The following is a 24,716-nucleotide window of genomic DNA, read 5'->3' on the forward strand; positions in this document are numbered from 1 at the left end:
CTAGCTAATTATAAGTAATCATAATCTATACTATGTCTGCTAGTCAGAAAATTCTGTATTTCTAAGTATTATAAGCTACATTGTGTCTAGCGATTGCTCTTCTCTCAAAAACTTTTTGGTTTACTGATTAACATCTGGTCGTCCTTTAATACAAGTACGGCGCAGTTCTCCTTCAGAATCAGTCTGAGCCCATGTTTCCAAGTCTTCCAAAATGGGAGGTGCCTGGGGGCTAGCGGGGAGATTATCTACAGGATCGATTGTTTCGCTTGTTCCACCTGATGTAGACTGACGAACCCGAAGAGGCACTGTGGTGGCTTGTTCCCGGTTCTGGTTAATGTAAAAGTCTTGTAGTCTACGTTTTAGGTAAGCATTTAGCCAGGTAATGATACTGCCATAGTTGGGGTCATAGATTTGACCAGTCAAACCATCACAAACATTGCGGCAGAAATACAACCAAGTTTGTTGTAGTGCATCTTGATAGTAGGGAGTACCTTCCCTCCAGAGTCTATTTGCTGTCAAGCGAATAATTTGCGTGAGCAGCTTCTGACGCTGAGGACTTCCAAGTGGGTGTCCACAGGCTTCGGTAACTAAGCGGCGTAGCTGTTCATCGAATTGAACCATGACAATCTTGAGGCAGAAAGCAAGAATATCTTAGTATTGCGTATAACAACGCCACAAAAAATTACCTTTCATCAAGATATTGGGTATTGGGTATTGGGTATTGGGCATTGGGAACAGTAAGTTTTAAGGTTCATGCTTTACATTCTGTGTTCAGAGGTCGAAGTTCCCAGTTCAGAGGTTGAAGTTCCTAGTTCAGAGGTCGAAGTAATCATCTTTCCACTGAACTCCCCATTCCCCATTCCCCATTCCCCATTCCCTTCAATATAATCCCAGCCAAGAAAATAAATTTTCCCACCAAGAATATGTCAGATTACCAACACTCAGTTTCATCTTGTTGCGAATGTCTTGAATCTTCCAGTTTGTGAGTTTAGCCAGAGTTTGCGCCTCTTGTTCAAAACGCTTGGGCAAAGACCGCTTATATTCTCTACCCGCCTGACATTTGAGTTCTCCTTGGAACGGATGTTGTAAAACATAACGCCCTTGGAAAAATTCACTGTTAGCAGTTTGTTGGAATATCAAGTCTTCAGGGAATTTGTCGCGGGTGTAGCGGACATGCAACCGGGAGATGAAGACGTTACTGTTTGGAAAGGGACGACGAAAGCGTGGGGATACTGGCACATCACTTGGAGAATTATCATCTAACCAAAATACGCCTGCTTGCTTAAGCTCATCTGGGGTTAGAGGCTCGGCAGAACAAGGATCGCAACTACCCATATTCCAAGCGTATTCTAAAAAACCAACTTTCTTGTTTTCTTTGGTGTAGGCAGTTTGAAACATTGATTTGTAGAAATCACCAAATTCATCTTTGACAAACAAGGGAACGTTTGTGTCGGAGGGGATTTTCACCGTCCGGTAGTTAGTGATTTCTGCCTGTCCTTGGGGCGAAAGAATGTAGACAATCAAATCCTGCTCTGTCGTGGCATTGATCATGCCTAAACGAATTGGCAGCATGAACTTGGGTGACTGGTAGGAAATTTGTAGCGGACGAAGGAACTGGTAGCCAGATTTTTCGAATTTATCTAAGTTGACTTTGGCAACAAAGAATTTCATTGAGGAGCGGATATAGGGTTTTAGTAACTGTTTCGCACCTCTAGGAATTTTGTAGCCACTGCGTTGGAGCCAAGTTTCTAGTCCGCCAGATTCTTTAGCACTAAGAATCACGATGTCGTATTCGCCGACATTGAAACGCGCTTCGACTGTTACACCCAAACTAGCATCGCGCCTTGTTTTCATCGCCTCATTCATCGCTGCTGCTGGCGCTGGTCTTGCATCCATCCAATCGGTATTAGCTATTGGGGCACAAGGATCTGGGTCAAAATATTCTACCAATCGTGGCGCACTAAAAGCATCTAAGCGTTCGATAATCTTGGGTTCCGTAACGCGAACTTGTTCTTTTTGCAGCACCGTTGGCACTGGTACTACCATTGCAAAATCTTTGACTTCGCCTTGAAAATCGTTTGCCATTGTTAGGACGGTGCGTTCACCCTTGGTGTTGGCGAAGCCATCGCCATCCCGCGCTATCACCACCTGAGAAGCTTTGTTATACAGTTTTGTATCAGCTTTAGCTACATAAAATCCACAAAATGCCCAAGCTGCTGGTGCAAAGCAGAAAACAGCTACAATTACCAACAATAATGGCGTTAAGAGTCGAAAAAACTTCATTTTATACCTCTACTTTTTTAGTGCTGAGTTAGGAGTGCTGAGTGAGAAATTCTTCCCCCACTTCCCCTACTCCTGTTCCCTCATCCACCTCTTGCCAAGAAAACCTTGGGGCTAACCACAGAACATCTAACAGGATGGTCAATGGTGCAAGGGCAAACAGCGCCCAGAAAACTGCTGTGGAAATAAAGAAATAATTCCGCAGGATAAAAGTTAATCCGGCGATGCAGATTGCCCAAACTACCCGCCCAATTCGGGAATTGGGGATCGATCGCGGATCTGTAATCATAAATAGGGCAAACAGCAGCAAAGACCCACTCATCAATCGATGCCAGTAAACATCCCAAGTCCAACCCAGCCAGAGATTGCGAATCGCCTCTAGCAAGGCGTAGGAACCTAAAAAAGCTGCTGTGGTGTCCCAGCGACCAACGCGCTGCAAAATCATGCCACCAGTGCCGGCAAATAATAGCCCATACCACCACTCTTCACCCCATTGTCCCGGCGAAACCCAAGCATCGGGGGTCAAAATCAAGGCAGATATGATGCCAAAATTGGTGGGATTAAAGAAATGCTTATCGCCAACTTGGAAGATAAATTTGCTTGCGATCGCAATTGCTGCGGCTATTGCCATTGTCGTCCAGCAATCAGCCCGCAAAAGCAAACTAAGTCCCAGTGAGGTAATTAAAGCACTCCGAAGATTTGCCATTTGTTCTTTGCCAGTAACTAATGACAAGATCCATTGAGTTGCAAGACTGGTGGCGATCGCTACCCCAATTAACTCTGGCCGCAGCGTCCAATCTCTTGTACCGATTCCCAATACTAAGAACAAGCCGAGAAATAGAATTTGATAATCTCGTATATCTTTGAGCAACATTAATCCTTCAATTCCGGGATTACGCGTAGATTTCTCATCAATCTAGACGAGTGCTAGCTCAAATAGTAATGCTGTTACAGATTTTGTTACAAAGACTGATTTACCAGATGTAAATTACCATTTAAGAACTTGTCGCAGACATCGCAGTTTCGCAAGCAATACCTATAAAAAGTTGTCAGCAGCAGATAAACGCAAATGCAGCTAGCTCCTCTGTTCCCGATTTTCTATCGCATTCTCCAACCGAGTTTTCCCAATTGCCTTTGGGGTGGAAATCCTCATACTAAAGCGATCGCACTCACATTTGATGATGGTCCCCATCCGCAATACACACCAGAAGTCTTGGCAGTATTAGATCGTTACAATATTACAGCTAGTTTTTTTTGGTTGGGTGTTTGCGTCAACCGTTCACCAGCGATCGCCAAAGCTGTTAGCGATCGCGGCCACTGGATCGGATTGCATGGCTACGATCATCGTTCTTTTCCTATGCTTTCCCTAAATGAATTGAAGGACAGTTTAGAAAAAACCCAAGTTGCCATCTACAATGCCTGCAATCTACAACCTGAACAAGTGCGGGATGTCCGTCCCCCCAATGGTTTATTTACACCTGCTACTTTAAAATTGTTTTCTCAGTGGAATTACCGCTCAGTTATGTGGAGCGTTGTACCAGAAGATTGGGTACGACCAGGTATCACCACTGTGGTAGAGCGAATTATGCAGCAGGTTAAAAATGGTTCGCTGATTGTCTTGCATGATGGTGCTTGCGGTGGACAAGATGTTGCTGCCACAATCCAAATTCTCATTCCGCAACTGCTACAACAAGGTTATGACTTTGTAACTGTTGATACTCTGTGGCAGCAAGCTAAGACTGACTAAAGTACTAGCTTGTCAAGTTAAATAAAACGTAAAGAAGTTACCTGAATTCATCCATTTTCCAGTTAGGAATATCAGCCTTTGGCGGCTGATATCCCAGTGGCTTATGTTAGTTTTTAGAGTTGATGTGAAGCTAGAAAAGCTTCAACTTCAGCATCTGTTGGTTGGGAAGCGATCGCACCTGGTTTAATGGTAGTCAGTGCCCCAACAGCACTGGCATAAGTGACAATGCGTTTTGCAGTCTCAGCATCCCGCAAGCTGTGGATGCCGTAATGACTCAACTGGTGGATGAATCCTGCGAGAAAGCTATCTCCTGCACCAGTGGTATCAACAACGGGGATAGAAAAGGAAGGTAATTTGCCTTCGTTCTCACCCAGACAGTAGGTGCAACCGTTTTCGCCATCTGTTACTAATACTCCTTCAATTGAAGCCAAGCGGTAAGTAATGGCTCCAGGATCTGCGGTTTCAAATAGCCATTCAGCTTCTTCTTTGGAGAGTTTGAGAAAATCTACTCGCTTAAATAATTCTGGAATTTTTTGATGAGCGATTTTTGGTTCGTCCCAAAATACAGGCCGCCAATTGATATCTAGAACAATCTTCAGATCGTAATGTTCTGCTAACTCTAGAGCGCGGTAAATTGCCTGTTCACTTTCAGGATAGGCTAATTCCAAAGTACCCAAAACCAGAAAATCTGCCTCTTGAAACAGCACATCTGGCAATTGTTTGGCTTGCAGGCGAGTATCGGCAAATTCTGCGGTGTCATACTGACCAAATCCGGCGAAGGTGCGATCGCCAGCCAGATCCCGTGTAACATAAACTTGCCGCGTTGGTGCTGTGGGGTGACGTTGTACCCCCGTCGTATCTACACCTACATCTTGTAATAGCTTGACTAGTGCATTTCCTGGTTCATCTTCACCAACGGCTCCGATAAATCCTGCTGTCGTCCCCAGCTTGACTAAAGCACAGGCTACGTTAGCTGGTGCGCCTCCTGGATAGGGAGTCCAGGATTTAACTTCTTCCAGCTTTAACCCTAATTGATCGGCTAAACAATCAAACAAAATTTCACCGAGGCACAAAACACGGGAATTGCTCATTTCATTTTAGATTTGAGATTTCGATTTTGGATTAAGAATTTACAGTATAAAATCTACAACAATTGTTGCTAATTTGTCGCCAGTTCTTCATAGAATTAAATAGCATTTTTTACTACTCCATAACATCTATATGCTTCTAATTACTACCGAACTTGTCTAAATATTTATACTAAGCCACAGGCGAAAACAAGTGTTGTATAATACTTGTATATTGTCGTAATTTATATTCTTGCCAACTTGAAATCCAAAGAAAATATTGACAATAGTATTACTGCTAATACTTGAAACCCCTACCAACAAAAGAATCTTCTAGAATTAGAAAGAGTGATTAAGTAGATATACCAAAGGAGGATAGAAATAGTCATGGCTGGTGGCAAGTCTGAGACCCCCGTTAGTCTGTCAGACAGAGAACTGCAAATTATCGACCTAGTGGCCGCTGGCTTAACTAACCAAGAGATTGCAGGTAAACTGGAGATTAGCAAGCGTACAGTTGATAACCATATCAGCAATATTCTGACCAAGACCGAGACCGAAAATCGAGTAGCTCTTGTCCGCTGGGCCTTACAGTGGGGCAAAGTCTGCTTAAATGATGTCAATTGCTGTCTTCTCCCTAACCAGATCGAATAAACAATTTACTAGTAGCAACCTAATTGCTATGGTCTGGTAGAATTGCAAGCCAATTTTGAGGTTGACTGATTGTTTCCCTCCCCACGCCTAAGTTTTCAGTGTGAACGCTCTACCAAAAGTTCCGAGTCCTTCACTCAGCCGGAGTTTATGTTAGTGGAGCCAGCTGACCCTCGGACTCGGAAACTAAACCTCATGTATGTTGAAACCTAGTTGAAACCTAGAGTTTTTTAAAAGATATATTTATGTAGGTTGGGTGGAGTGAAACGCAACATTACTACCTTATTTATGTTGGGTTACGCTAAAGCTGCACCCAAGCTACAAAACTATGTCTCTTCTCAATGCCCAATTCCCAATGCCCCATGCCCCATACTTGATACCCAAACTCAACAATTAACCACAAAAATTAGCAACAATTCAGTGGTGCAAGCGTTACATTTGAGAGAAATCTATATTGCTCCATCGGCTTGGAGAGTGGTGTTCCAATGAATACTTCTGCTTCTTTTCAGGGTGGCTCGTCTCCCTTTGATTTTTTTAACTTTGATCTTAGGGTACCTGTATCTGAGAAAGTTCCGAACCCAGAATACCGTCCCTTAGACTTTCCCCAACCCACACAAGATGCTGACCTACTCAGGCAGCTATCATTTATACCAGGGTTGAAAGAAATTTTGATGATCCGGCAGGTTCACGCCTTAGAACACGCTACTGTTTGGGTTCTTAGTGATTCACAAAGTGGCCAACCTGCTAAAGGAAAAGCTACTAACGTTCAACCAGATAACGAACTATTAGGTGGTTTGTCTACTGAGCATGGATTTTACCTTTATGGTGAAGTAAATATTAGTGATTTGCGCCGTGCGGTAGCACTTGCTCGACATCGCCTCACCAATGGAGAATGGGATTTAGCTGTACATCCCCGTTGCGGCACAAATTTATCAGTAGCAATGCTCTTAACAGCTGGACTAGCTGTTGGTGTACATCTATTATTACCATTTCGACCAATCGAGCAACTTATAGGTTTGGGGTTAGCAGCGACGACAGCTGCTGAACTCGCACCTGATTTAGGTTTTATGGCGCAGCGTTACCTAACAACTGCCATTCCTTTTAATCTAGCAATTGAAAATATTACCCGTACACGCGACGTTTGGGGGCGTGAGGCACATTTTGTTAAAGTGGGTTGGCAAGAATGAGAGGGAGCAGGGGAGCAGGGGGAGCAAGGGAGCAGGGGGACAGGGAGGACAAGGGGAGAATTAGTCAAGTTTCTTCCTTGTCTACCCCCTCTTCCTTGTCTACTATATCTCTTCTCAATGCCCCATTCCCAATGCCCAATTCCAATTCCTAATGCCCTAATAAAATTATGAGAAAACTTTACTTTTTACTCCCCGGTACAGATGGCAAATTTGCCTGTGGTGGTCTTTGGGCTGAGTTAAAAGCACTTAATTTGGCTCAGAATTTCTGTAGTGCTGATGTTGTAACTTACCGTCAACGAGAAAAAGATAAGCTTTTTATTGATGATTTACTAAAAGAGAAAAATTTAAGTCATGTAATTTTTGTCATCAGTTGGGGATTTGATATAGCTCAACTCGTGGCTAAACTTAAGCAATACAATGTGGTTTACCATGCACATAGTCCAGGTTATCCATTTAGGCTACCTGCGAGTATTCCGATTGTTACTGTTAGCCGCTATACAATGGGATATTGGGGAGAAAAATCACCTAATTCTCTGATTTATTATTTGCCCAATCAAATTTCTGATGAGTTCCAAAATTTAGGTCTGGAACGGGATATTGATGTTTTAGTCCAGGCTCGAAAATCTTCTGAGTATTTAATTAAAGAATTGATTCCAGCGTTGCAAAAACGTTGTAAAGTATTGGTTGTTGATTCATACATAGAGGATTTACCCGGACTATTTAACCGAGCTAAGGTTTACCTCTATGATTCGGCTGAGTACTGGGCACAACAGGGCGTTAGTGAAGGATTTGGTCTACAACCAATGGAAGCTCTTGCCTGTGGTTGTCAAGTATTTTCTAGTGTTAACGGAGGACTGGCAGATTACTTAGATCCTGGATTTAATTGCTATAAAATTGCTGGATATTCTCAAGAATATGATGTGCAACGTATTCTGAAAGTGATTGATTCTTCAGCAAATTTTAGTTTATCTGAAGATTTTTTGACTGAGCATCGGAATGAAAATATTATTAAGCGTTTCCAAGTTATTCTGGATGAGTTAAATGAGTTTTTTGATCACAAGATCCAACAGCCATCTAATATTAAGAGTTTGACGAAAATACGTATGGCAAAATTGCTCGCTCAGAGGATATATGGGAAGCTGAGGAAGAAATATTTTAAGTAATAGAAACGCACCGCAGAGGCGCACAGATCACAGAGAGAAGAGAGGAAATTGAATGAGTCGGCGGTTATTAGTTACTGGGGGTGCGGGGTTTATTGGGGCGAATTTTGTCCATCACTGGTGTCAGGTTTATCCAGATGACCGGGTGGTGGTGTTGGATGCGCTTACATACGCGGGGAATCGTCTGAATTTGGCGGCGGTTGAGGGAAGAGAGAATTTTCGGTTTGTGCAGGGGGATATTTGCGATCGCACCATCATAGACAACCTATTATCAACCGAAAATATAGATACTCTCGCCCATTTTGCTGCTGAATCTCATGTTGATCGTTCGATTCTTGGGCCGGCAGCTTTTGTGCAAACTAATGTGGTGGGAACTTTCACGCTGCTGGAAGCTTTTCGCCAATATTGGGAGGCTAAAGCACAGCCATCTAATTATCGTTTCCTACACGTTTCGACTGATGAAGTTTACGGTAGTTTGAGCCCAGATGATGCAGCTTTTTCGGAAACGACACCTTACGCTCCTAATAGTCCCTATTCAGCTTCCAAAGCTGGTAGTGATCACTTAGTCAGGGCTTATTATCATACTTATAAACTTCCCACAATTATCACAAATTGCTCTAATAATTACGGGCCTTATCAATTTCCCGAAAAGCTAATTCCCCTGATGTGCATCAACACTTTAATAGGTAAACCATTACCTGTTTATGGCGATGGTAAAAATGTGCGGGATTGGCTTTATGTGGTCGATCATTGTCGTGCTTTGGATGTGGTAATCAATCATGGTCAACCAGGGGAAACCTACAATATTGGTGGCAACAATGAGGTGGAAAATCTCAACCTGGTGCAGCTTTTGTGTGAAATGATGGATGAATTAGCACCTGATTTACCAATACGTCCAGCAAAGGAATTGATTACTTTTGTCAAGGATAGACAGGGACACGACAGGAGATATGCAATTAATGCCAACAAAATTAAAACTCAGCTTGGTTGGACACCTTCTGTAACAATTGCTGAGGGTTTACGTTTAACTGTTGAATGGTATCTCAATCATCGTGATTGGTGGGAACCTCTGCTGTCTGCCGAATATCAAGCTTACTATCGCAAAAATTATTTGTAACCCACATTCTGCACCCAATAGTGCCACCATCGATAATTACTGTTGTGATTCACTCTGCCGATGGAGGCATGATTTTTTGTGGGGTGAGACAATATCCTAGCGCTTTCATAATGGAATTGACGTTTTTAAGGCGCGGGTTGCCATTGCTGGATAAGGCTTTTTGCAATCCTCGACGGGTCATCCCTGTTTGCTCGGCTATCTCGCTAATTCCTTGTACACGGGCAACAACGCGCAAGGATGCTAACAATGCACCGGAATCGTTGTCTTCTGCATATTCCTGAAATATTTCGGTCAAATAATCGTCGATTTCTTCCGGGTGCTTACGGAAGTACTCTTCCTCAAATTCATCAAGTGTTCTAAATTTTCTCACTGTTTAGGTACTCCTTCCAGTAGGCTTTTGCGTCTTCGATGTCCTGATTCTGTGTGCTTTTGTCGCCTCCACACAGTACGACAACGATATTTTCAGCATCTTCACCGAAATAGACGCGATAACCAGAACCAAAGAACATTCGCAACTCGCTTAAACCATCTCCTATTGGCGCAACATCGCCGTAATTGCCTTGTTCAAGGCGGCGTAGGCGTTGCAGTATGCGTCGTTTTCCTTGTTGATCGCGTAAATTATCCATCCACTCTGCAAACGGCTCGTAACCGTCTTGATTGGCATAGATGATAATCTGTTTTGCTTGTGCTTCTTTAGCCACTTTTAATCTCTACTATAAATATTTATAGCATGTGCGAATAATAATTCGCACTAATTTTATAGTGAACCCCAAAATTGGAATTTTCAACTGCTTTATATAAATTATCTGGCTCCCACAATTTCTCTAGATAATGACTATCCTTGAATATAAGGGAATCAGATCGGCGTAAACTGCCAGCAGGTGTAAGATGCTGCAACCAGAACAGATATTACAAGATCGTTATCAAATCCAACACCAACTTGGTAACAATGGAATTCGTCAAACTTGGCTTGCAAAGGATTTACTAGCCTCTGATGGCGAAAATTCGACCGTTGTGGTCAAACTTTTAGCCTTTGGCGGTACTATACAGTGGGATGATTTAAAACTTTTTGAGAGGGAAGCACAAATTCTTAAAACAATAAGTCATCCCCGCATTCCTAGATATATAGATTATTTTTGTATCGACGATCGCACTCTCTGGTTTGGCTTAATACAACAATATATTCCTGGTGAGTCGCTTAAAGAAAAACTTGCTCTTGGCAAAAGGTTTACTGAAAAGCGAGCGAGAAAAATCGCCGGTGAGATTTTAAATATTCTCATGTATCTACATGAGTTAAACCCAGGGGTGTTACATAGAGATATTAAACCGAGTAATTTAATCTGGGGCGAAGATAATCGGATTTATTTAGTTGATTTTGGCGCAGTTCAAGATAAAGCAGCAAGAGAAGGCGTTACTTTCACCGTTGTGGGTACTTATGGTTATGCCCCAATGGAACAATTTGGTGGTCGAGCAGTTCCAGCTTCTGACCTCTATGCACTGGGTGCAACTCTGATTCATTTGCTGACTGGGACTTGCCCCTCTGATTTACCTCAGCAGGATTTGCGACTGCAATTTGCAGACCGAGTTAATCTCAGTCCTAGTTTTGCCAGTTGGCTACAAAAGTTAATAGAACCCGCTCCCGAACAACGATTTACTGATGCTCGCCAAGCGCTGAATGCTCTCAAATCTGGCCTGGCTGTGAAATCTGCAAACAGAAGTCAGCTTTTACCGTTAAGAGAAATAATTAACAATTCTGGATGCGGCATAAGTAATCAAAATGAAACAGTCCCAGAGGAAATTCTCGGTTGGAACTGGGGCGCATTTCTCATGCCTTGGTTGTGGATGTGGCCAAACCAAGTATGGTATGGGCTATTTTGCTTTGTACCACATGGTTGGTGGTTAATGGCGATCGCACTTGGTGCTAAAGGCAATGAATGGGCTTGGAAAAGTAGGCAGTGGCGAAGTATTGAACAATTCAAAGCCCATCAAAGAGGCTGGGCGATCGCTGGTATTCTAATTGGAGCGCCTATTAGTATTATGCTGTGGGTTCGAGCGATCGCTTTGCTAAAAGCTGCATTTTAGTTGGGAATTGGGAATTGAGAATGGGGAATGGGGAATGGGGAATTGGGAAAGAGGGGGCAGAAGTTCTTTAATTTTGAATTTTGAATTTTGAATTTTGAATTGATTTCTCCCCTGCCCTTTTCCCCTTCCTTCTTTCTAACCGCTCACTTGCGATTCAACTACACCCACGGGACAAGAAACATTTGTCCCTCCTAAACCACAATACCCATTAGGATTTTTAGCCAGGTATTGCTGATGATAGGCTTCTGCGTAATAGAATTCCGGTGCATCCAAGATTTCTGTAGTAATCTTGCCATAGCCTGCATCGTTGAGAGCTTGCTGATAAGCTTCCCGTGATGCTTCTGCTAGCTGCTTTTGGCTTTCAGAATAGACATAAATTCCCGAACGGTATTGAGTGCCAGCATCATTACCTTGGCGCATCCCTTGGGTAGGATTGTGGCTTTCCCAAAAGACTTTGAGCAGTTCAGAATAACTAATTACTTTAGGATCAAACACAACCAACACCACTTCATTGTGACCGGTTCGCCCACTACATACTTCTTCATAAGTGGGGTTGGGTGTGAATCCAGCAGCGTAACCCACTGCGGTGGTGTAAACTCCTTTAAGTTGCCAAAATTTGCGTTCTGCACCCCAAAAACAGCCCAAGCCAAAGATTGCCTTCTCTAATCCATCGGGATAAGGAGCTTTTAAAGGATTATTGTTGACATAATGAGCAGCAGGTACTGACATAGACTGCGCCCTTCCTGACAAAGCTTCTTCTGGTGTGGGCATAACTTGCTTTTTGCCAAATCCGAATAGTGCCATTGATTTTGACTCTGATATATATCTTTACCTTATTTACTATTGTAAAGATTCTTGCGATCGCTTGGGGTTTTCTCTTAGCCGTGACTAGCTTGTGTTGAACTTGTGGCGCTAGTTCATGCTATTCATCATTATGAATACTTTTCAAAAGTAAGTAGTCGTCAGAAGTACTCATGGATAAAATACCAAAAATTGATCGTCAAAGGGAGCATCAAGCGAACGAACGCACTTTTCTAGCTTGGCTACGTACTTCTATTTCATTGATTGGTTTTGGTTTTGCTATTGCGCGATTTGGTATATTTCTGCAACAGCTGAATATTGCTATTACTCAACAAGAAACTCGGGTAAATCCATTATCCAACTCGGAAAATTTGGGTGTTGCTTTGGTAGTTTTTGGAATTTTGGCTGTTGCATTAGCCGCATGGCGATACAACCAAGTTTTCTGGCAAATTGAACGAGCAGATTATAAACCAAATAGGATCATCGTTTGGATAATGACTGGAGTAGTAATTGTTTTGGGACTTTTCAGTATTCCTTTGCTCTTAAGGCGTGATAAAGTCCTTCCTCGCTCTCCTTTTCCGACTCAACCACAGTCTCGAAATTTCCAAAGTTCAACCCCAAACTTAAATCTTAAAAAGGGGACAATTACTACTAAATACAAACAGATATATTACAATAATATCCCTGAATTCTTAAAGAAGTCGGTGATCTGAGCCTTACTTGGCAGTAGCCTCAGAAATAACTGTTACACAAGCATTGACTAAGGGTAATAACGGCCCTAGTTGCTCTTGTCCATTTACGGCTAAATCGCTGTGACACAAATAAACTCTCTCGGATACGCGAGATAGTAAATCTGTCAAAATCCTTTGCAGTCGTTCTTCTTCTGCCAATTTCTCATCTTCTGCTGTCCAAGGTTCGCCTAACCTGTCTTGCAAAAAAAACGGCGCACCAAATAACGTCGCTGCGCCACCTTTGGCCCAAAGAGGTGAACCAGCATCTAGCCAAAAATGCCAACGGTGCGATCGCCTGCTAGACCGATATTGAAATATAGTTGCTAAGGTGACGGCCTTTCTCGCTCCACCAATAGGGCGCACAGGGTAAGGGTTGGCGGTGATTGTACCACGTCGCAGTAATTGAATGAATTCAATAATAGTTGTGTGAGGCGTTGTCTCAACTGGGACAATTTGTCGTAACCTGGTGTCAATTTCCCAGTAGTGTTGGGCGGTTTCTAATAATTCCCGCAGTGCTGCTAGTTGTTCGTAGGGGAGATTGCTACCATTCCACAAGAAGCGCTGAATTGCTCTGTCTAAGAGGGAAATGGGACTGGGAATTAACCGCAGCTCTTGTTGCGATCGCTGCTGTTCTAACCACTCCAATATCTCATTATAGGCTGTAGTAGCCGCATAGCCGATTCTATCCCAGCGCTCGAAGGCTGACACTGGTAGTAAGTTGGGGCGATCGGGATGGGGTACAAAGCAGTAATCTGCGAGCAAACCAGCGCGTACCGGATCAATGTGAGTGTTGAGTTGTGAGTGCTGAGTGCTAAGTGAGGAGTGAGGAGTGAGGAGTGAGGAGTTTTCTGGTAGTTGTTGCTTTCTACTCAATACAACTAGCATTTCTGCCACGGCATCCCGATCCACGAGGCGGCCCAAGCCGGGATAAACTAGTGCCAGCATGGTGAGTAAGGCGCGAATGACGGGTGAACTAATTAGGGGACGTTGGTCATTGAGCGATTCTACCTGGATGTTTTGTTTGACAAGGATTTCTACTAGAGTATAACGAGCGATCGCATCTAAACCTGGTGCAATAATCGCTACTTCTTCTGCTTGTACTTGCTGTGATTGGATAGCATCAGCAATTACCTCTGCTGTTTGTCGCAATAGTTGAGCGCGGGAGGTAGTTTGAATAGAATGCACAATCTCAGGTAAACTCACCAACACCATTGGTTCTGTGACTAATTCCACCATCTGTTTAGCTTGCTCTCCCAGAGACTCTGGAGGCGGCTCGCTTAAGATTTCTACCCGACAACGCTTTGCTAACCCTTCTAGATATTTGGGGTCTGCTCCTAATCCCAATCGCACTGCACCGTCGGGATTGTAGCTAAACGCGCCGATCGCGCCTCGATCTAATAGCAATTCAAACAAAAGACGCGCTACGCTAGGATAATCGTCAACATCATCTGCCAATACTGCTTGATAGCGTTTAGTTAGGTGCTGTTGGTAGTTGCGATCGCTTAATAAATATTGACTATAGAGTTCGGTAATAATGCCATAAGTTAGTAACCCCCTCTCTAAACACCAGTTACGCCAATTAATAAGCAAAGATGCCAAAAATTCCGGCTCTAAAGTTGTAGTATTTTCCCCCAGACCCCTTGTCAAAATCTGGGCAATATCTTCGCAATGTACACCACTGTAAGCAGCTAATTGCAATAAGTCTAAAATGCGACGCACCAAGCGCGACTCATTCACTCCCGCAACTCGTAAAATTTCTTCGTCTAATTGGGAACGCCAGAGTTTGGTTGCTAACTCTTGTTCCGTTTCTGGCCGCAACCTTACCGGAAACTGGGCCTTCAGGTTCAACGAGTTAATTAGCAACGGCCAAAATAAAATAACTTCATCCTGGAAAAAGCCTAGCAGTGTCTTGGCACGTACCGGATATTTCCCTAATGTGGATGTAACAATGATATCGCCCAACTCTCGGCGATTATCATCATTGGCAGCTAAGACTAAAACTCCTGGCTCTGTTTGTTTAAGATATAAAAATTCAGGTATACGTTCGCCTTTTTTACGTGCTTGCTTATTAGTATAAAATAATTCGGTATGCTGCTTTTCAGGTTGTACCCAACTACAAAATTGCTCTACCAAGCGAGCCGTCTTCCCAGTGCGACTAGTGCCAACAATCCAAACCGAATGAGAAACCACAAACTTTCTCCTTGTAGATTTGCTAATATACCTCGTGGGTTAACTTAAGGTTAAGAATCACCAAATAATGCTGGATGATTGTTTCCAATGAAAAATTCTGTTTTTAGCCAAAAAATCTATTCTTTTCTACTTGCTGCTTATCGATGGTACTTACAGACTCCTGAACGTTCTTTACATGAAGCTTACGATGCAGCATTAAAGATTAAGGAAATAGAAGATAAGCATTTCAGTGGTAATAAAATAGACATTGGTTCAGCCACGTATAGTAACAGCGTGATGGATTATTTTGAGTCAGACCTCAACAAGCTTTTAAAAATTGCTAAGATGCGGCTGACAGAGTTTAGAGCAAGCCGTTGGTTTCTAAATGAAGAGAATCAAAAAGCTGCTCAGAAAGCAGGTATAGAACATCCCAGTCCTTCTTTGGTTTTAGAAAAGCTAAACTTTATCGATCAAGTTATATCCAAATACACCATAAGTTCCGATCAAATAACTTCTAACGCTTTAGCAGTCAAACCTCCAAATCTACCAATTAACTCTGCCATATCTGATGACAAATTGCTGCTCGTCAATACTCCAACGTTACCACCCAAAATACCAACTCAAGACTCGGAGAAAAAACCAAAACCCAAGGGTAAAGTAGATACAACAGGCGTTCTACCCCGTTCTATTTTAAGTACTATCACTCGTCTGCAAGTTGAATTAGATCCTAATTCTGAAAAAGAAGTAATTCAGAATTTTCGTCAAACTCAAAGAAGAACAATAATATCTATCAGGTTTATTTTACTATTAATTATCATACCACTTTTGACGCATCAGATAGCAAAAGCTTTCGTCGTCGGGCCATCTGTTGAGCATTTTAGAAGTAGCGATCAGATGCAGATATTTATCAACTCAGAAATGGAAGAGGAAGCTCTTGAAAAATTAGAAAGATTTGAAGAAAAACTCAAGTTTGAAAATCTCATTATAAATGCTCCTCCACTTTCGTCTGAACAGATAGAAGCTAAAATGGCAAACAAGGCTGTAGAGCTTGCTGAAGAATTTCGTCAAGAAAGCTCTAATGCGATCAAAAATGTTTTTGCAGATATGTTCTCAGTTGGTGCTTTTATCTGGCTTTTGCTTGTTAGCAAGTCTTCTATTGCTGTAGTCAAAGATTTCTTTGATAATATTGTCTATGGACTTAGTGATAGTGCCAAGGCATTTATCATCATTTTGTTTACTGATATATTTGTAGGTTTCCACTCTCCTCATGGCTGGGAAGTACTTCTAGAAGGTGTATCGCGTCATTGGGGATTACCAGCAAATCGAGATTTTATTTTCTTATTTATTGCTACATTCCCAGTGATTTTAGATACCATTTTCAAATATTGGATATTCCGATATTTGAATCGGATATCGCCTTCGGCAGTTGCGACTTATCGTAATATGAATGAATAAGTTATTGGGAATGGGGCTTTGGGCATGGCACAGAGAATGAATGACTAATGACTCTCGCTTTTCGGTTTAATTTTTGAATTTGAGCAAAGTGGGATAATCTCAAAAATTTTGAATTTTGATGAAAAAGACACTTGCTGAGTTAGGAAAGTTTAGCAAATTTATCGCTATTGGCTTACCTGTGGTTTTGTCGATTTTTCTAGTGCGGATGCAATCTTTGGCGCATCAAGAACTCAGTCCGTCAGAATGTCGGTTGAAAAAGTGGGATATACCAGTTTCCTTGACTGGTGAAAACCAAAATGTACTTCCACAAAAGCAAAAAGCACCATTAATTCAGAGACTACCAATTACTTGTTGTCAAGGTGATACGTCTTGCTTGGATGAACTTCTCTATGGAGAAATACCAGACAAAAAGGCGCTATTAAGTGCGATCGCTCAAAGTCTCCAATACTTGCAAACGGCTAATGCTGCAACTGCTTATCAGAATTACCAGGTAGCTGGAATTACACGCGATCGCGTCTTCAAAAGCTTGAAAAGATTCCGCGAACTCGTCTTGACAACTAATTCTGCAACCGAATTACATCAAGCCATCGAGCGAGAATTTGTTCTTTACCAGTCAGTCGGTAAAGATAATCAAGGTTCCGTTTTATTCACCGCCTATTATGAACCGATTTACGCAGCCAGTCGCGTCCCCACACCAGAATATCGCTATCCTGTTTATCGATTACCTCCTGATTTAAACTCCTGGCCTAAGCCGCATCCGACACGAGAGGAGTTAGAAGGAGCAGATGGTTTACAAGGCGCAAAAGGGAAATTACGAGGATTAGAGTTGTTTTGGTTTCGCGATCGCCTCGAACCATATCTAACTCAAATTCAAGGTTCAGCGAAACTTCAGCTTCCCGATGGGACTCAAACAACAATTGGTTACGCAGGTAATACCGCTTATAATTACAAGAGCATTGGGCGAGAATTAGTTAATGATGGCAAATTACCCCTAGAAGGTGTAACTATGCCAATTATTCTCGACTATTTCCAAAAGCATCCCCAAGAATTAAATATTTATATTCCGCGCGATCGTAGTTTTGTTTTTTTTCAAAAAAATCACGGTGAACCAGCTCAAGGTTCGATCAACGTACCCCTAACAGCAGAGCGTTCCATCGCTACAGATAAATCTCTCATGCCTCCTGGTGCTTTAGCGTTGATTCGCGCTTCTATTCCTTTCGCTAATCCTACCGGAAAACTGGAGGAGCGTATCATTAGCCGCTATGTTCTTGACCAAGATACTGGTGGCGCAATTAAAGGTGCAGGTAGGGTAGATTATTTTTTAGGTACTGGGAAATTAGCAGGCGATCGCGCTGGTGTCACAGTCAGCAATGGACAATTATTTTATCTACTACTCAAATCCAAGAATTAAACCCACTCGCGCTTTCATACTAAGAATCCCGACTTCTCTAAAAAAAAGCCGGGATTCTTAGCCTTTGGGCATTAATGATACGCTTGGTGTAATTACAAATTACGTAGTTTGCTTCTCGTCTTTAGCGAGTATTACGAATTACGAATTACAAATTACGCTTCTATATCCATATCACCATCATCATCGTCATGATCGTAAGGGATATCATCAAGGTCGATCATTTCTGAAATTTCTTCTACTTCATTTAGATACTCAGATTCTTGATGTTCACGCTCAATTAGACGACCAGTTGACTTTAGCCATTCCAAAAGAATAAATTCATTACTTGTACGAATTACAGGCGCTCGTTGGTTACGAGGTTCTTCACGCAAAGGACTGATAGGCATAAAAAAGACTCACTTTGAATTATGGATCGCTGTACAAAAACAGAAAAATTGTACATTTAAGGTTAAAAGGCTCGTTAGGCAAGACTTTTATGAACAAATAAAATATGAACTATTGAGTTTTTTATTCTCTTGTCCGTCTACTTACTTACCATTAAAATGTCTTTGCGTCAGCCTTAATCATAAATCTTAAAGCGGACACAATCTCACAAAGCATTTGGTACCTTGCCGAGAGTTTCATACATATCAGAGGGTAATGCAGACAATCTGTTCGCTACAGCGACTGCATCAGCTAAATTGCTAAATTGACACCGGACAATCTCTTGTCCATTTCCTGAAGGAAATCGCTTTCTAGCTTTGTTAGATACAGCACAAATAATCGCTAAAGCTTTGGCGAACCCATCTTTTGTTAAGATTGTTTCTTGAGCGAACCCTTCAACAGGGATAAGACAAACCTCAAACCGATAGCCAGGTCTGGGAGAAACAGCTATATCGATATAAGGTTTATCTTCTTTTCTGATTCTGCGTAAATATTTGGCTGTGGAATTAGTGTCGTGCAAATCAGTCCCAAGGGCGTAAGTAAAGAAACAATCTTCTGTGAGAGACTCAGGACGGGTAATTATATCCGTTGGCATAAGTTTAAGTACTATCCGTATGTTGTCTGCGTTTGTGACACACTAAACTTGTCCGTTCTTTTTAGCATATTTTTTGAAAGTGAGAGGTATCCGTTTCACGCCAGGTATTGCAATACAGTTCTACTCACTAAAAATTTCAATTTTTGCAATCCTTAAAGACTCTCATCTTTAAAGGATAAATTTGCAATATAAACTGACAAAAAACACCTCCAGAAGCAAAGTTTGTAGAGATTTAGATTCGGAGAGGTGTCTACATAGTCAGTTACATGACCGAAAATATTTCTCAACTATCTTATCATAACATAGTTGACGGTTGAACTTTTTTCAACTATGTCTGACCCATAGATGCAAGGTCAACAACAGCATTAAGTTGTATTCAATTCCGATTTTTAGATAATTAAAGACACAGAGGATGAATAGTTAGTGCGATCGCATCATCTCATCTAAGAATCCGAATAAATTATTTACAGGACTGTCGCTGAACCCATTGGGTGAGTTGGCAATAGCTGAGACAATTAGTGGTATAACATAATCTGCAAAAGTATTCCCATCTTTTACCAGTGGGATACTGTAGCCACTACGTTGCAAACTTACTCAAACTTGTAACAAGTATGTCGTAAATTGTAATATACAAGAAAAAGATAACACCTCACAAAACGGTTACTGGGAGGAATAAAATGTTTTCTATAGAACTTGTAACTACGCGTTCAAGCATTGGCTCGCGTTTCTACTGAATTCCGCAGCTTCTAATTGAGGCAAAAGCACTGAGATAGAAAGAGTTTAGGAGAACGATGGCAGTTATGGTTTAAAGCTTGAAACCTCGTTTCTCAAACCACGCATACTTACCTTATTAAACTAAAATTAATATTTTATTAATTTAAATTAATAATAGTTTGTATATAATGTAAGACTTTACTGCGAACTTCATCATTCCATTACAAATGAATGTTCAATCATGTTAAGTTCTAAGTAAGCGTAAGATTTTAGACAACCAACACTCAAGTACACCATAGGAAAATTAGCAAATGTCTAGACAAAGTTCTCACAAGAGAAACTTTTTCAAAGCTTTAACTGTTAGCGCAGTCAAAGGATCTCATAAGTTAAGACTGGGACTGGAATCCAGCTTGATTATTTTGGTGGAATCTGTTCCTTTTTTGATTGCTTGTGCTGTACTTATAAGCGTTATCAGTCTAAAAAGTCCTATCCTGCTCTTTTGTTTACTCGTTGGTAGTTTAATTGCAGTCATCACCCAGCAAATTGGGCAGCAGGTAAATTTACCAAAGCGATCGCTAATATTATTGCAAATTCTAGCAGCAGCCATCATCCTGAGTTTTTATTGGTTAGATTGTTTTGCAGGCCCCGCACAAGCACAGTTTTTTGGGGAAGCTGAAAAGTTTTTCAAAAAAACCTTAAGTGATGGTTCAACAACCAATAGTGGTGGTAGCAACACAGCTGTAAGTTTGATATTTAATGTGTTGCGGGCGATTTACTTACTATATATTGCCATCTCCCTGGTCGGTGTGATCAACGCAGTGCGTAAAGATGAAGATTGGCAAAGCATTGCCAGAACTCCCCTATTAGTCGTTGTTGCTGTTACTATTGCTGATGTACTCACACGCTTTGTAATTGGCGATAGCAGTAAATAATTCAGATATTTCAAATGTCTCAAGAGCGGGAACAAGAATTTCGTCCAGTTAATCAGGTTCTGGGAAGCCAACCTTCTCTAGGGCCCATCCCTGCCGATCAAATTCTTCCTTGGACGGTGATTGCCTTAGCCTCCTACTTTATTATCAATGGAATTTTTGGGGGTCTTTTCCAAGAAGAGTTTCAAAAATGGTTGTGGACAGTACTAATGACTGGTTGGGGAATAGGAACCTGGTGGATTTTAACTGGTGGTAGGAGTTGGAGTTTTTTAAGTAAATTTATTGGCGTTCCCGCTTGGACAAGAGGCTTTGCTCGTTATCAAAGCTTACTGGAAGTTAACCATGAAGCAAAAAATCGGAAAACAAAGCGTCGGCATAGCCGGAAACGAAAGTAGATTAACACCATTTGAAGATGCCTTACACTTGGCGACAATGCTACGTGTCGCCTTGAATGGACGCGATATTGGCGCGTACCTTTTGACAAAAGGCACTCAAAAAGATCGGTTTTGCTTTGTTTTTGGTTTTGACTGTAAGGGAATTCATACTACTTTAAGACCCGAACAAATCGATACACTTTTTAATAACATTGAAGCTGGATTAAAAGATATCCCTAGCGGTGAAAGAATGACGCTGCATTTGGGATCTTTTAGTTCCGACAAAGAGCGCCAAAAGGAATTAGCATCACTAATCAAAAATGCGCCATCACGAGATATCAAATACTTGTTGATGGCAGAAAGAGCCAGAGTCAAAGAACTGACTGTTTCTGGTGTTAGAAAGCCAAAATTTTTGCGGATTTATGTCACTTACACCATTGAATCTAACTCGCAACATGCAGATGATTGGATAGAGAAGCTTTTAGTCAAAGCTGAATCATGGTGGTTGAAATTCAAAGGTGAACTCTCAGAAGTAGAAAATCAACGCATCGAAACCCTAATCACAAATGCTTACAAGCAGGGTTTTCTGCGTTGGGAACAGATTTTATCTAATCAAATGGGATTGGATATCAAACCTTTGACAGCAGATGAACTCTGGAAAGAGGTCTGGAAAAGGTTTAATGATACAGAGGCAATAGAGATTCCTCAGTTGATGACATTAGATGAACAAGGACTGCATGAGCAAGCTAATTCAGATTTAGCTAGTACTAAATTGCTGATAGACAATATCCACGGCACAACTTTGCTGATGGAGTCTAGCGTACCTTGTGCCGATCGCCGTTGGGTTAATGTTAACAATCGTTATATTGGCGCACTGTCATTTCTCGAAAAACCCGGAGGTTGGCCAAATAAATCTTCCCAACTGCGATATTTATGGGAACTGTTGGCTAGAGAACGAGTAGTAGATACAGAGATTTTTTGTGAGTTGACTGCCGCAAATCCAGCAATGGTAAAAACGACTTTACAACGAGTACTGAAGCAGTCAAACATGACGACAATCATGGCTCAAGAAAAAAGTAAAACCATTGATGTCAACGCTCAATTGAAGCTGAAGAAATCGGTAGCGGCGCAAGAACAATTATTTGAAGGTGCAGTTCCGATTTATACGAGTATCGCTATTTTGGTACATCGTCCAACAGTCGAAAAATTAGATGAGGCAACAAGGTATATTGAAAACTGTTTTCAACGTCCAGCAAGGGTAATTAGGGAAACTGAATATGCTTGGAAAATTTGGCTGCAAACTCTACCAATAGTTTGGGAAGGTTTATTAGCAACACCCTTTAACCGTCGTCAGCTATATTTAACCAGTGAAGTTCCCGGATTAATGCCTTTAGTTTTAACTAAACGGGGTGATAAAGAAGGCTTTGAATTGATTGCCGAAGAAGGCGGAACACCCGTACATTTAGATTTGTTTAATCAACACAAAAATTTAGCTTTGTTTGCGACAACTCGTGCTGGTAAATCGGTATTAGTCTCAGGGATTTTAACTCAAGCTTTGGCGCATGGCATTCCTGTAGTGGCGTTAGATTTCCCTAAACCTGATGGTACATCAACTTTCACAGACTATACAGAGTTTATGGAGGGGAATGGAGCCTATTTTGATATCTCTAAACAATCAAATAACTTATTTGAACAGCCAGATTTGCGATCGCTAGAACCAGAACAACAGCGCGATCGCTTTAACGATTATACCGCCTTCCTAGAATCAGCTTTAATGACAATGGTTTTAGGATCGTCCACTGAAAGTCAAATTTTATCGCAAACAGTGCGATCGCTGCTCAACCTAGCTTTAGAAGCCTTCTTTACAGATGAGGGCATCAAAGAGCGATATCGACAGGCGATGATGGCAGGATTCGGCACTCTGGCTTGGCAGAAAACCCCAACCTTGAAAGATTTTCTTTATTTCTGCTCGCCAGAATACTTGCAGCTAGATTCTTTAAGTGGCAGAGTAGAAGACGCTCTGAGTCAAATTCAACTACGCTTGCGGTTTTGGCTTTCTAGTCGGGTGGGACAAGCTATTTCTGCACCATCTAGCTTTCCTACTGATGCACAACTGTTAGTTTTTGCTCTCAGAAACTTATCAGATAGTGAAGATGCAGCCGTACTATCCTTGAGTGCCTATTCAGCAGCATTACGACGGGCATTAAGTAGTCCAGCTTCTATATTCTTTATTGACGAAGCACCAATTTTATTTGAATTCGAGCAAATCTCTGACTTAGTTGGCAGAATTTGTGCCAACGGTGCTAAAGCCGGTATCAGAGTCATCTTATCAGGACAAGATCCTGATACCATTGCCAAATCTAAAGCTGCATCTAAAATTTTGCAAAACTTGACAACACGATTGATTGGCCGGATTCAACCAGTTGCAGTGGATAGTTTTGCAGATATCTTAAAATATCCCCGCAACATTATTTCTCGTAATGCTTCAGAAAGCTTTTTTCCCCGCAAAGAAGGTGTCTATAGCCAATGGCTATTAGATGATAACGGTATTTATACATTCTGTCGTTATTATCCAGGTTATGAACAATTAGCAGCAGTTGCTAATAACCCCTCTGAACAAACTGCCCGGAGTAAAATTATGCAACTCCACAACAATAAATATGAAGCAATTTCTGCCTTTGCACGTCAGTTAGTGGCTACTTTACGTAGTAGTTAATCGTGGACTTTATCATGGACATCTCGGTCGCCCGTAAGCAAAGGCAGACAAGATATTTACCCCAAATATGTAGTTTCACATTTAACTTAGTTAGGGCGCTCATATTGCCCAACCCACAATAATTTAATTTTGTTTTGCAACTTTCTTTCTTGTAAATTAAATCCTACTTACAGCAAACTTAATTGCATCTACTTTTTGAGGTACAGAAATATGAGAAAAACTACCATTTTTACTTTGACATTGCTATCTTTGGCAATCCTACCAGCAATGGCACAAATTCAGACGGGGGCATTAGGCCAGGTTTGGACTGATTTTCAATCATATTCTACAGATTTGCAAAACTACCTTCAATATAATCTGAGCGACAACTTAAAGCCTGTAGAAGTACAGAGTCAAAATGCTCTGAGTAATGCCAGAGGAGAATTGAATATACCTAACCCTGTTATCGCTGGGCAAAGAGTTCGTGATAATTTGATTCTCTACTCTTATAATTCCGACTCAAGAGCAGGTCGCTTTGAGAATAATTCAGCAGTGCGGGGAAATTTAATTAGTAATGAACTCAATCGGGTAATTACCCGTGGAGTAGCGGTAGGGATTCTTGGCGAAAAGGGACAAATTCGGACAAAATCAAAGTTAGAAAATACAGAGAGAAGTCTGCAAGATATTGCCGGATCAAATGATGCTGATAACCAGATTAATAGCTTTAAGAATAAATTGGAAAGTACTGGTATTGACACGGCTGCTAAACAAGTTATAAGTATTGCCGATAACTTGCTAGGTCAGGGCTTATTAGCATTGTTAACTACCAACCAAGAAACCATTAAAATCCAACAGGAGCAATCGAAAATCGTAGCTGAAACATTTGCTCAAACATTACAAAATAATCAGTCTTTGCAATACTCAAATTTAAACTTAGCAAATATTTCTCAGCAGGCAGAAGAGGCAAATCGCGCTCGGAGAGTAGAAACTTCTACAGAAGCCGCGAGACTTTTGCGGGCGAGTTCTCAACTAGATTTGTTTGGCAGAAAGCTTAAATAATTGAAATTTAAAATTGAGAAATTTCAATTCTTCTGATTCTAGAAAATACCTTTCTTAAAAGACAGTTACTTA

The 24,716-nt window shown here is 41.4% G+C and carries 23 protein-coding genes and 2 pseudogenes; 14 read left to right on the forward strand and 11 right to left on the reverse strand.

The features are described from left to right. Positions 1 to 126: 126 nt before the first annotated feature. The 3 genes and pseudogenes from IQ274_RS18035 to IQ274_RS18045 all read right to left on the reverse strand — a co-directional run. Positions 127 to 621 (reverse strand): annotated as a pseudogene (locus IQ274_RS18035) (sigma-70 family RNA polymerase sigma factor); the annotation flags it as partial. 258 nt (positions 622 to 879) lie between these two features. Then, on the reverse strand, positions 880 to 2,283 hold the full coding sequence (locus tag IQ274_RS18040; RefSeq protein WP_194143033.1) for a DUF2330 domain-containing protein: 1,404 nt from the start codon (positions 2,281 to 2,283) through the stop codon (positions 880 to 882). 28 nt (positions 2,284 to 2,311) lie between these two features. Continuing rightward, the gene (locus IQ274_RS18045) at positions 2,312 to 3,154 is read right to left on the reverse strand and encodes an RnfABCDGE type electron transport complex subunit D (RefSeq protein WP_194143034.1); all 843 of its coding nucleotides are present in this window, start codon (positions 3,152 to 3,154) and stop codon (positions 2,312 to 2,314) included. A 195-nt stretch (positions 3,155 to 3,349) separates the two neighbouring features. On the opposite strand from IQ274_RS18045, the gene IQ274_RS18050 reads away from it, so the two are divergent. After that, the gene (locus IQ274_RS18050; RefSeq protein WP_194143035.1) at positions 3,350 to 4,027 is read left to right on the forward strand and encodes a polysaccharide deacetylase family protein; all 678 of its coding nucleotides are present in this window, start codon (positions 3,350 to 3,352) and stop codon (positions 4,025 to 4,027) included. Positions 4,028 to 4,140: 113 nt separating this feature from the next. Here IQ274_RS18050 and IQ274_RS18055 read toward each other — a convergent pair whose 3' ends face one another. Further along, positions 4,141 to 5,118, reverse strand: a complete 978-nt coding sequence (locus IQ274_RS18055; protein ID WP_163938638.1) for a carbohydrate kinase family protein — start codon at positions 5,116 to 5,118, stop codon at positions 4,141 to 4,143. 363 nt (positions 5,119 to 5,481) lie between these two features. Between IQ274_RS18055 and IQ274_RS18060 the strand changes: the two genes are divergently transcribed. The 5 genes from IQ274_RS18060 to rfbB all read left to right on the forward strand — a co-directional run bounded on the left by IQ274_RS18060 (position 5,482) and on the right by rfbB (position 9,206). Continuing rightward, complete coding sequence (locus IQ274_RS18060) at positions 5,482 to 5,745, forward strand: helix-turn-helix domain-containing protein (protein WP_012410583.1); 264 nt, start codon at positions 5,482 to 5,484, stop codon at positions 5,743 to 5,745. Between the two features lie 258 nt (positions 5,746 to 6,003). Then, the gene (locus tag IQ274_RS18065) at positions 6,004 to 6,231 is read left to right on the forward strand and encodes a hypothetical protein (protein WP_163938634.1); all 228 of its coding nucleotides are present in this window, start codon (positions 6,004 to 6,006) and stop codon (positions 6,229 to 6,231) included. Then, the gene (locus IQ274_RS18070; RefSeq protein ID WP_163938631.1) at positions 6,228 to 6,929 is read left to right on the forward strand and encodes a DUF6391 domain-containing protein; all 702 of its coding nucleotides are present in this window, start codon (positions 6,228 to 6,230) and stop codon (positions 6,927 to 6,929) included. Before IQ274_RS18065 ends, IQ274_RS18070 begins: the two co-directional genes overlap by 4 nt. A 167-nt stretch (positions 6,930 to 7,096) precedes the next feature. Then, positions 7,097 to 8,092 carry a glycosyltransferase gene (locus IQ274_RS18075; protein ID WP_194143036.1) on the forward strand — a complete coding sequence of 332 codons (996 nt, stop codon included), beginning with the start codon at positions 7,097 to 7,099 and terminating at the stop codon, positions 8,090 to 8,092. 52 nt (positions 8,093 to 8,144) lie between these two features. Then, entirely contained in the window at positions 8,145 to 9,206 is a 1,062-nt protein-coding gene (rfbB, locus tag IQ274_RS18080) for a dTDP-glucose 4,6-dehydratase (RefSeq protein WP_163930160.1), read from the forward strand. 49 nt (positions 9,207 to 9,255) lie between these two features. Here rfbB and IQ274_RS18085 read toward each other — a convergent pair whose 3' ends face one another. Both IQ274_RS18085 and IQ274_RS18090 read right to left on the reverse strand, forming a co-directional pair. Then, positions 9,256 to 9,576: an addiction module antidote protein gene (locus tag IQ274_RS18085; RefSeq protein WP_163930163.1), complete on the reverse strand. Its 321-nt coding sequence runs from the start codon at positions 9,574 to 9,576 to the stop codon at positions 9,256 to 9,258. After that, on the reverse strand, positions 9,563 to 9,907 hold the full coding sequence (locus IQ274_RS18090) for a type II toxin-antitoxin system RelE/ParE family toxin (protein ID WP_163930164.1): 345 nt from the start codon (positions 9,905 to 9,907) through the stop codon (positions 9,563 to 9,565). The genes IQ274_RS18085 and IQ274_RS18090 overlap by 14 nt, the downstream gene beginning before the upstream one ends. 187 nt (positions 9,908 to 10,094) lie before the next feature. On the opposite strand from IQ274_RS18090, the gene IQ274_RS18095 reads away from it, so the two are divergent. Beyond that, positions 10,095 to 11,288: a serine/threonine protein kinase gene (locus tag IQ274_RS18095; RefSeq protein WP_194143037.1), complete on the forward strand. Its 1,194-nt coding sequence runs from the start codon at positions 10,095 to 10,097 to the stop codon at positions 11,286 to 11,288. Between the two features lie 135 nt (positions 11,289 to 11,423). Here IQ274_RS18095 and msrA read toward each other — a convergent pair whose 3' ends face one another. Further along, positions 11,424 to 12,092, reverse strand: coding sequence for a peptide-methionine (S)-S-oxide reductase MsrA (gene msrA, locus IQ274_RS18100; RefSeq protein ID WP_163930169.1), 669 nt, complete (start codon positions 12,090 to 12,092; stop codon positions 11,424 to 11,426). A 170-nt stretch (positions 12,093 to 12,262) separates the two neighbouring features. Between msrA and IQ274_RS18105 the strand changes: the two are divergent. Next, a pseudogene (locus tag IQ274_RS18105) lies at positions 12,263 to 12,697 on the forward strand (YidH family protein); the annotation flags it as partial. Positions 12,698 to 12,805: 108 nt separating this feature from the next. Here IQ274_RS18105 and IQ274_RS18110 read toward each other — a convergent pair. Beyond that, entirely contained in the window at positions 12,806 to 15,010 is a 2,205-nt protein-coding gene (locus IQ274_RS18110) for a recombinase family protein (protein ID WP_194143039.1), read from the reverse strand. Between the two features lie 87 nt (positions 15,011 to 15,097). On the opposite strand from IQ274_RS18110, the gene IQ274_RS18115 reads away from it, so the two are divergent. Continuing rightward, positions 15,098 to 16,444: a proton extrusion protein PcxA gene (locus IQ274_RS18115; protein WP_416209841.1), complete on the forward strand. Its 1,347-nt coding sequence runs from the start codon at positions 15,098 to 15,100 to the stop codon at positions 16,442 to 16,444. Positions 16,445 to 16,562: 118 nt separating this feature from the next. Next, entirely contained in the window at positions 16,563 to 17,855 is a 1,293-nt protein-coding gene (locus IQ274_RS18120; RefSeq protein ID WP_163930176.1) for a murein transglycosylase A, read from the forward strand. Between the two features lie 152 nt (positions 17,856 to 18,007). Here the strand turns inward: IQ274_RS18120 and IQ274_RS18125 are convergent, their stop codons facing one another. The 3 genes from IQ274_RS18125 to IQ274_RS18135 all read right to left on the reverse strand — a co-directional run bounded on the left by IQ274_RS18125 (position 18,008) and on the right by IQ274_RS18135 (position 19,461). Next, positions 18,008 to 18,241: a DUF3134 domain-containing protein gene (locus tag IQ274_RS18125; protein ID WP_114082879.1), complete on the reverse strand. Its 234-nt coding sequence runs from the start codon at positions 18,239 to 18,241 to the stop codon at positions 18,008 to 18,010. Between the two features lie 203 nt (positions 18,242 to 18,444). Next, positions 18,445 to 18,873: a hypothetical protein gene (locus tag IQ274_RS18130; protein WP_163930178.1), complete on the reverse strand. Its 429-nt coding sequence runs from the start codon at positions 18,871 to 18,873 to the stop codon at positions 18,445 to 18,447. A gap of 420 nt (positions 18,874 to 19,293) precedes the next feature. After that, positions 19,294 to 19,461, reverse strand: coding sequence for a hypothetical protein (locus IQ274_RS18135; protein ID WP_163930180.1), 168 nt, complete (start codon positions 19,459 to 19,461; stop codon positions 19,294 to 19,296). 437 nt (positions 19,462 to 19,898) lie between these two features. Between IQ274_RS18135 and IQ274_RS18140 the strand changes: the two genes are divergently transcribed. The 4 genes from IQ274_RS18140 to IQ274_RS18155 all read left to right on the forward strand — a co-directional run bounded on the left by IQ274_RS18140 (position 19,899) and on the right by IQ274_RS18155 (position 24,644). Further along, on the forward strand, positions 19,899 to 20,519 hold the full coding sequence (locus IQ274_RS18140; RefSeq protein WP_194143041.1) for a hypothetical protein: 621 nt from the start codon (positions 19,899 to 19,901) through the stop codon (positions 20,517 to 20,519). 14 nt (positions 20,520 to 20,533) lie between these two features. After that, positions 20,534 to 20,911: a hypothetical protein gene (locus IQ274_RS18145; RefSeq protein WP_114082875.1), complete on the forward strand. Its 378-nt coding sequence runs from the start codon at positions 20,534 to 20,536 to the stop codon at positions 20,909 to 20,911. Continuing rightward, positions 20,859 to 23,606, forward strand: a complete 2,748-nt coding sequence (locus IQ274_RS18150) for a hypothetical protein (protein ID WP_190936940.1) — start codon at positions 20,859 to 20,861, stop codon at positions 23,604 to 23,606. The genes IQ274_RS18145 and IQ274_RS18150 overlap by 53 nt, the downstream gene beginning before the upstream one ends. Positions 23,607 to 23,816: 210 nt before the next feature. Beyond that, positions 23,817 to 24,644, forward strand: coding sequence for a hypothetical protein (locus IQ274_RS18155; protein ID WP_194143042.1), 828 nt, complete (start codon positions 23,817 to 23,819; stop codon positions 24,642 to 24,644). Positions 24,645 to 24,716 lie beyond the last annotated feature (72 nt).

The sequence above is a fragment of the Nostoc sp. LEGE 12447 genome (assembly GCF_015206985.1).
Classification (GTDB): Bacteria; Cyanobacteriota; Cyanobacteriia; order Cyanobacteriales; family Nostocaceae; genus Nostoc.

Bases quoted from the DNA above. Each gene is read 5' to 3' on its own strand.
- IQ274_RS18075 (WP_194143036.1), top strand. From the start codon at position 7,097: ATGAGAAAACTTTACTTTTTACTCCCCGGTACAGATGGCAAATTTGCC.
- IQ274_RS18045 (WP_194143034.1), bottom strand. From the start codon at position 3,154: ATGTTGCTCAAAGATATACGAGATTATCAAATTCTATTTCTCGGCTTG.
- IQ274_RS18120 (WP_163930176.1), top strand. From the start codon at position 16,563: ATGAAAAAGACACTTGCTGAGTTAGGAAAGTTTAGCAAATTTATCGCT.
- IQ274_RS18145 (WP_114082875.1), top strand. From the start codon at position 20,534: ATGTCTCAAGAGCGGGAACAAGAATTTCGTCCAGTTAATCAGGTTCTG.
- IQ274_RS18055 (WP_163938638.1), bottom strand. From the start codon at position 5,118: ATGAGCAATTCCCGTGTTTTGTGCCTCGGTGAAATTTTGTTTGATTGT.
- IQ274_RS18125 (WP_114082879.1), bottom strand. From the start codon at position 18,241: ATGCCTATCAGTCCTTTGCGTGAAGAACCTCGTAACCAACGAGCGCCT.
- IQ274_RS18115 (WP_416209841.1), top strand. From the start codon at position 15,098: ATGAAAAATTCTGTTTTTAGCCAAAAAATCTATTCTTTTCTACTTGCT.
- IQ274_RS18150 (WP_190936940.1), top strand. From the start codon at position 20,859: ATGAAGCAAAAAATCGGAAAACAAAGCGTCGGCATAGCCGGAAACGAA.
- rfbB (WP_163930160.1), top strand. From the start codon at position 8,145: ATGAGTCGGCGGTTATTAGTTACTGGGGGTGCGGGGTTTATTGGGGCG.
- IQ274_RS18070 (WP_163938631.1), top strand. From the start codon at position 6,228: ATGAATACTTCTGCTTCTTTTCAGGGTGGCTCGTCTCCCTTTGATTTT.
- IQ274_RS18140 (WP_194143041.1), top strand. From the start codon at position 19,899: ATGTCTAGACAAAGTTCTCACAAGAGAAACTTTTTCAAAGCTTTAACT.
- IQ274_RS18130 (WP_163930178.1), bottom strand. From the start codon at position 18,873: ATGCCAACGGATATAATTACCCGTCCTGAGTCTCTCACAGAAGATTGT.
- IQ274_RS18060 (WP_012410583.1), top strand. From the start codon at position 5,482: ATGGCTGGTGGCAAGTCTGAGACCCCCGTTAGTCTGTCAGACAGAGAA.
- msrA (WP_163930169.1), bottom strand. From the start codon at position 12,092: ATGGCACTATTCGGATTTGGCAAAAAGCAAGTTATGCCCACACCAGAA.
- IQ274_RS18155 (WP_194143042.1), top strand. From the start codon at position 23,817: ATGAGAAAAACTACCATTTTTACTTTGACATTGCTATCTTTGGCAATC.
- IQ274_RS18050 (WP_194143035.1), top strand. From the start codon at position 3,350: ATGCAGCTAGCTCCTCTGTTCCCGATTTTCTATCGCATTCTCCAACCG.
- IQ274_RS18095 (WP_194143037.1), top strand. From the start codon at position 10,095: ATGCTGCAACCAGAACAGATATTACAAGATCGTTATCAAATCCAACAC.
- IQ274_RS18040 (WP_194143033.1), bottom strand. From the start codon at position 2,283: ATGAAGTTTTTTCGACTCTTAACGCCATTATTGTTGGTAATTGTAGCT.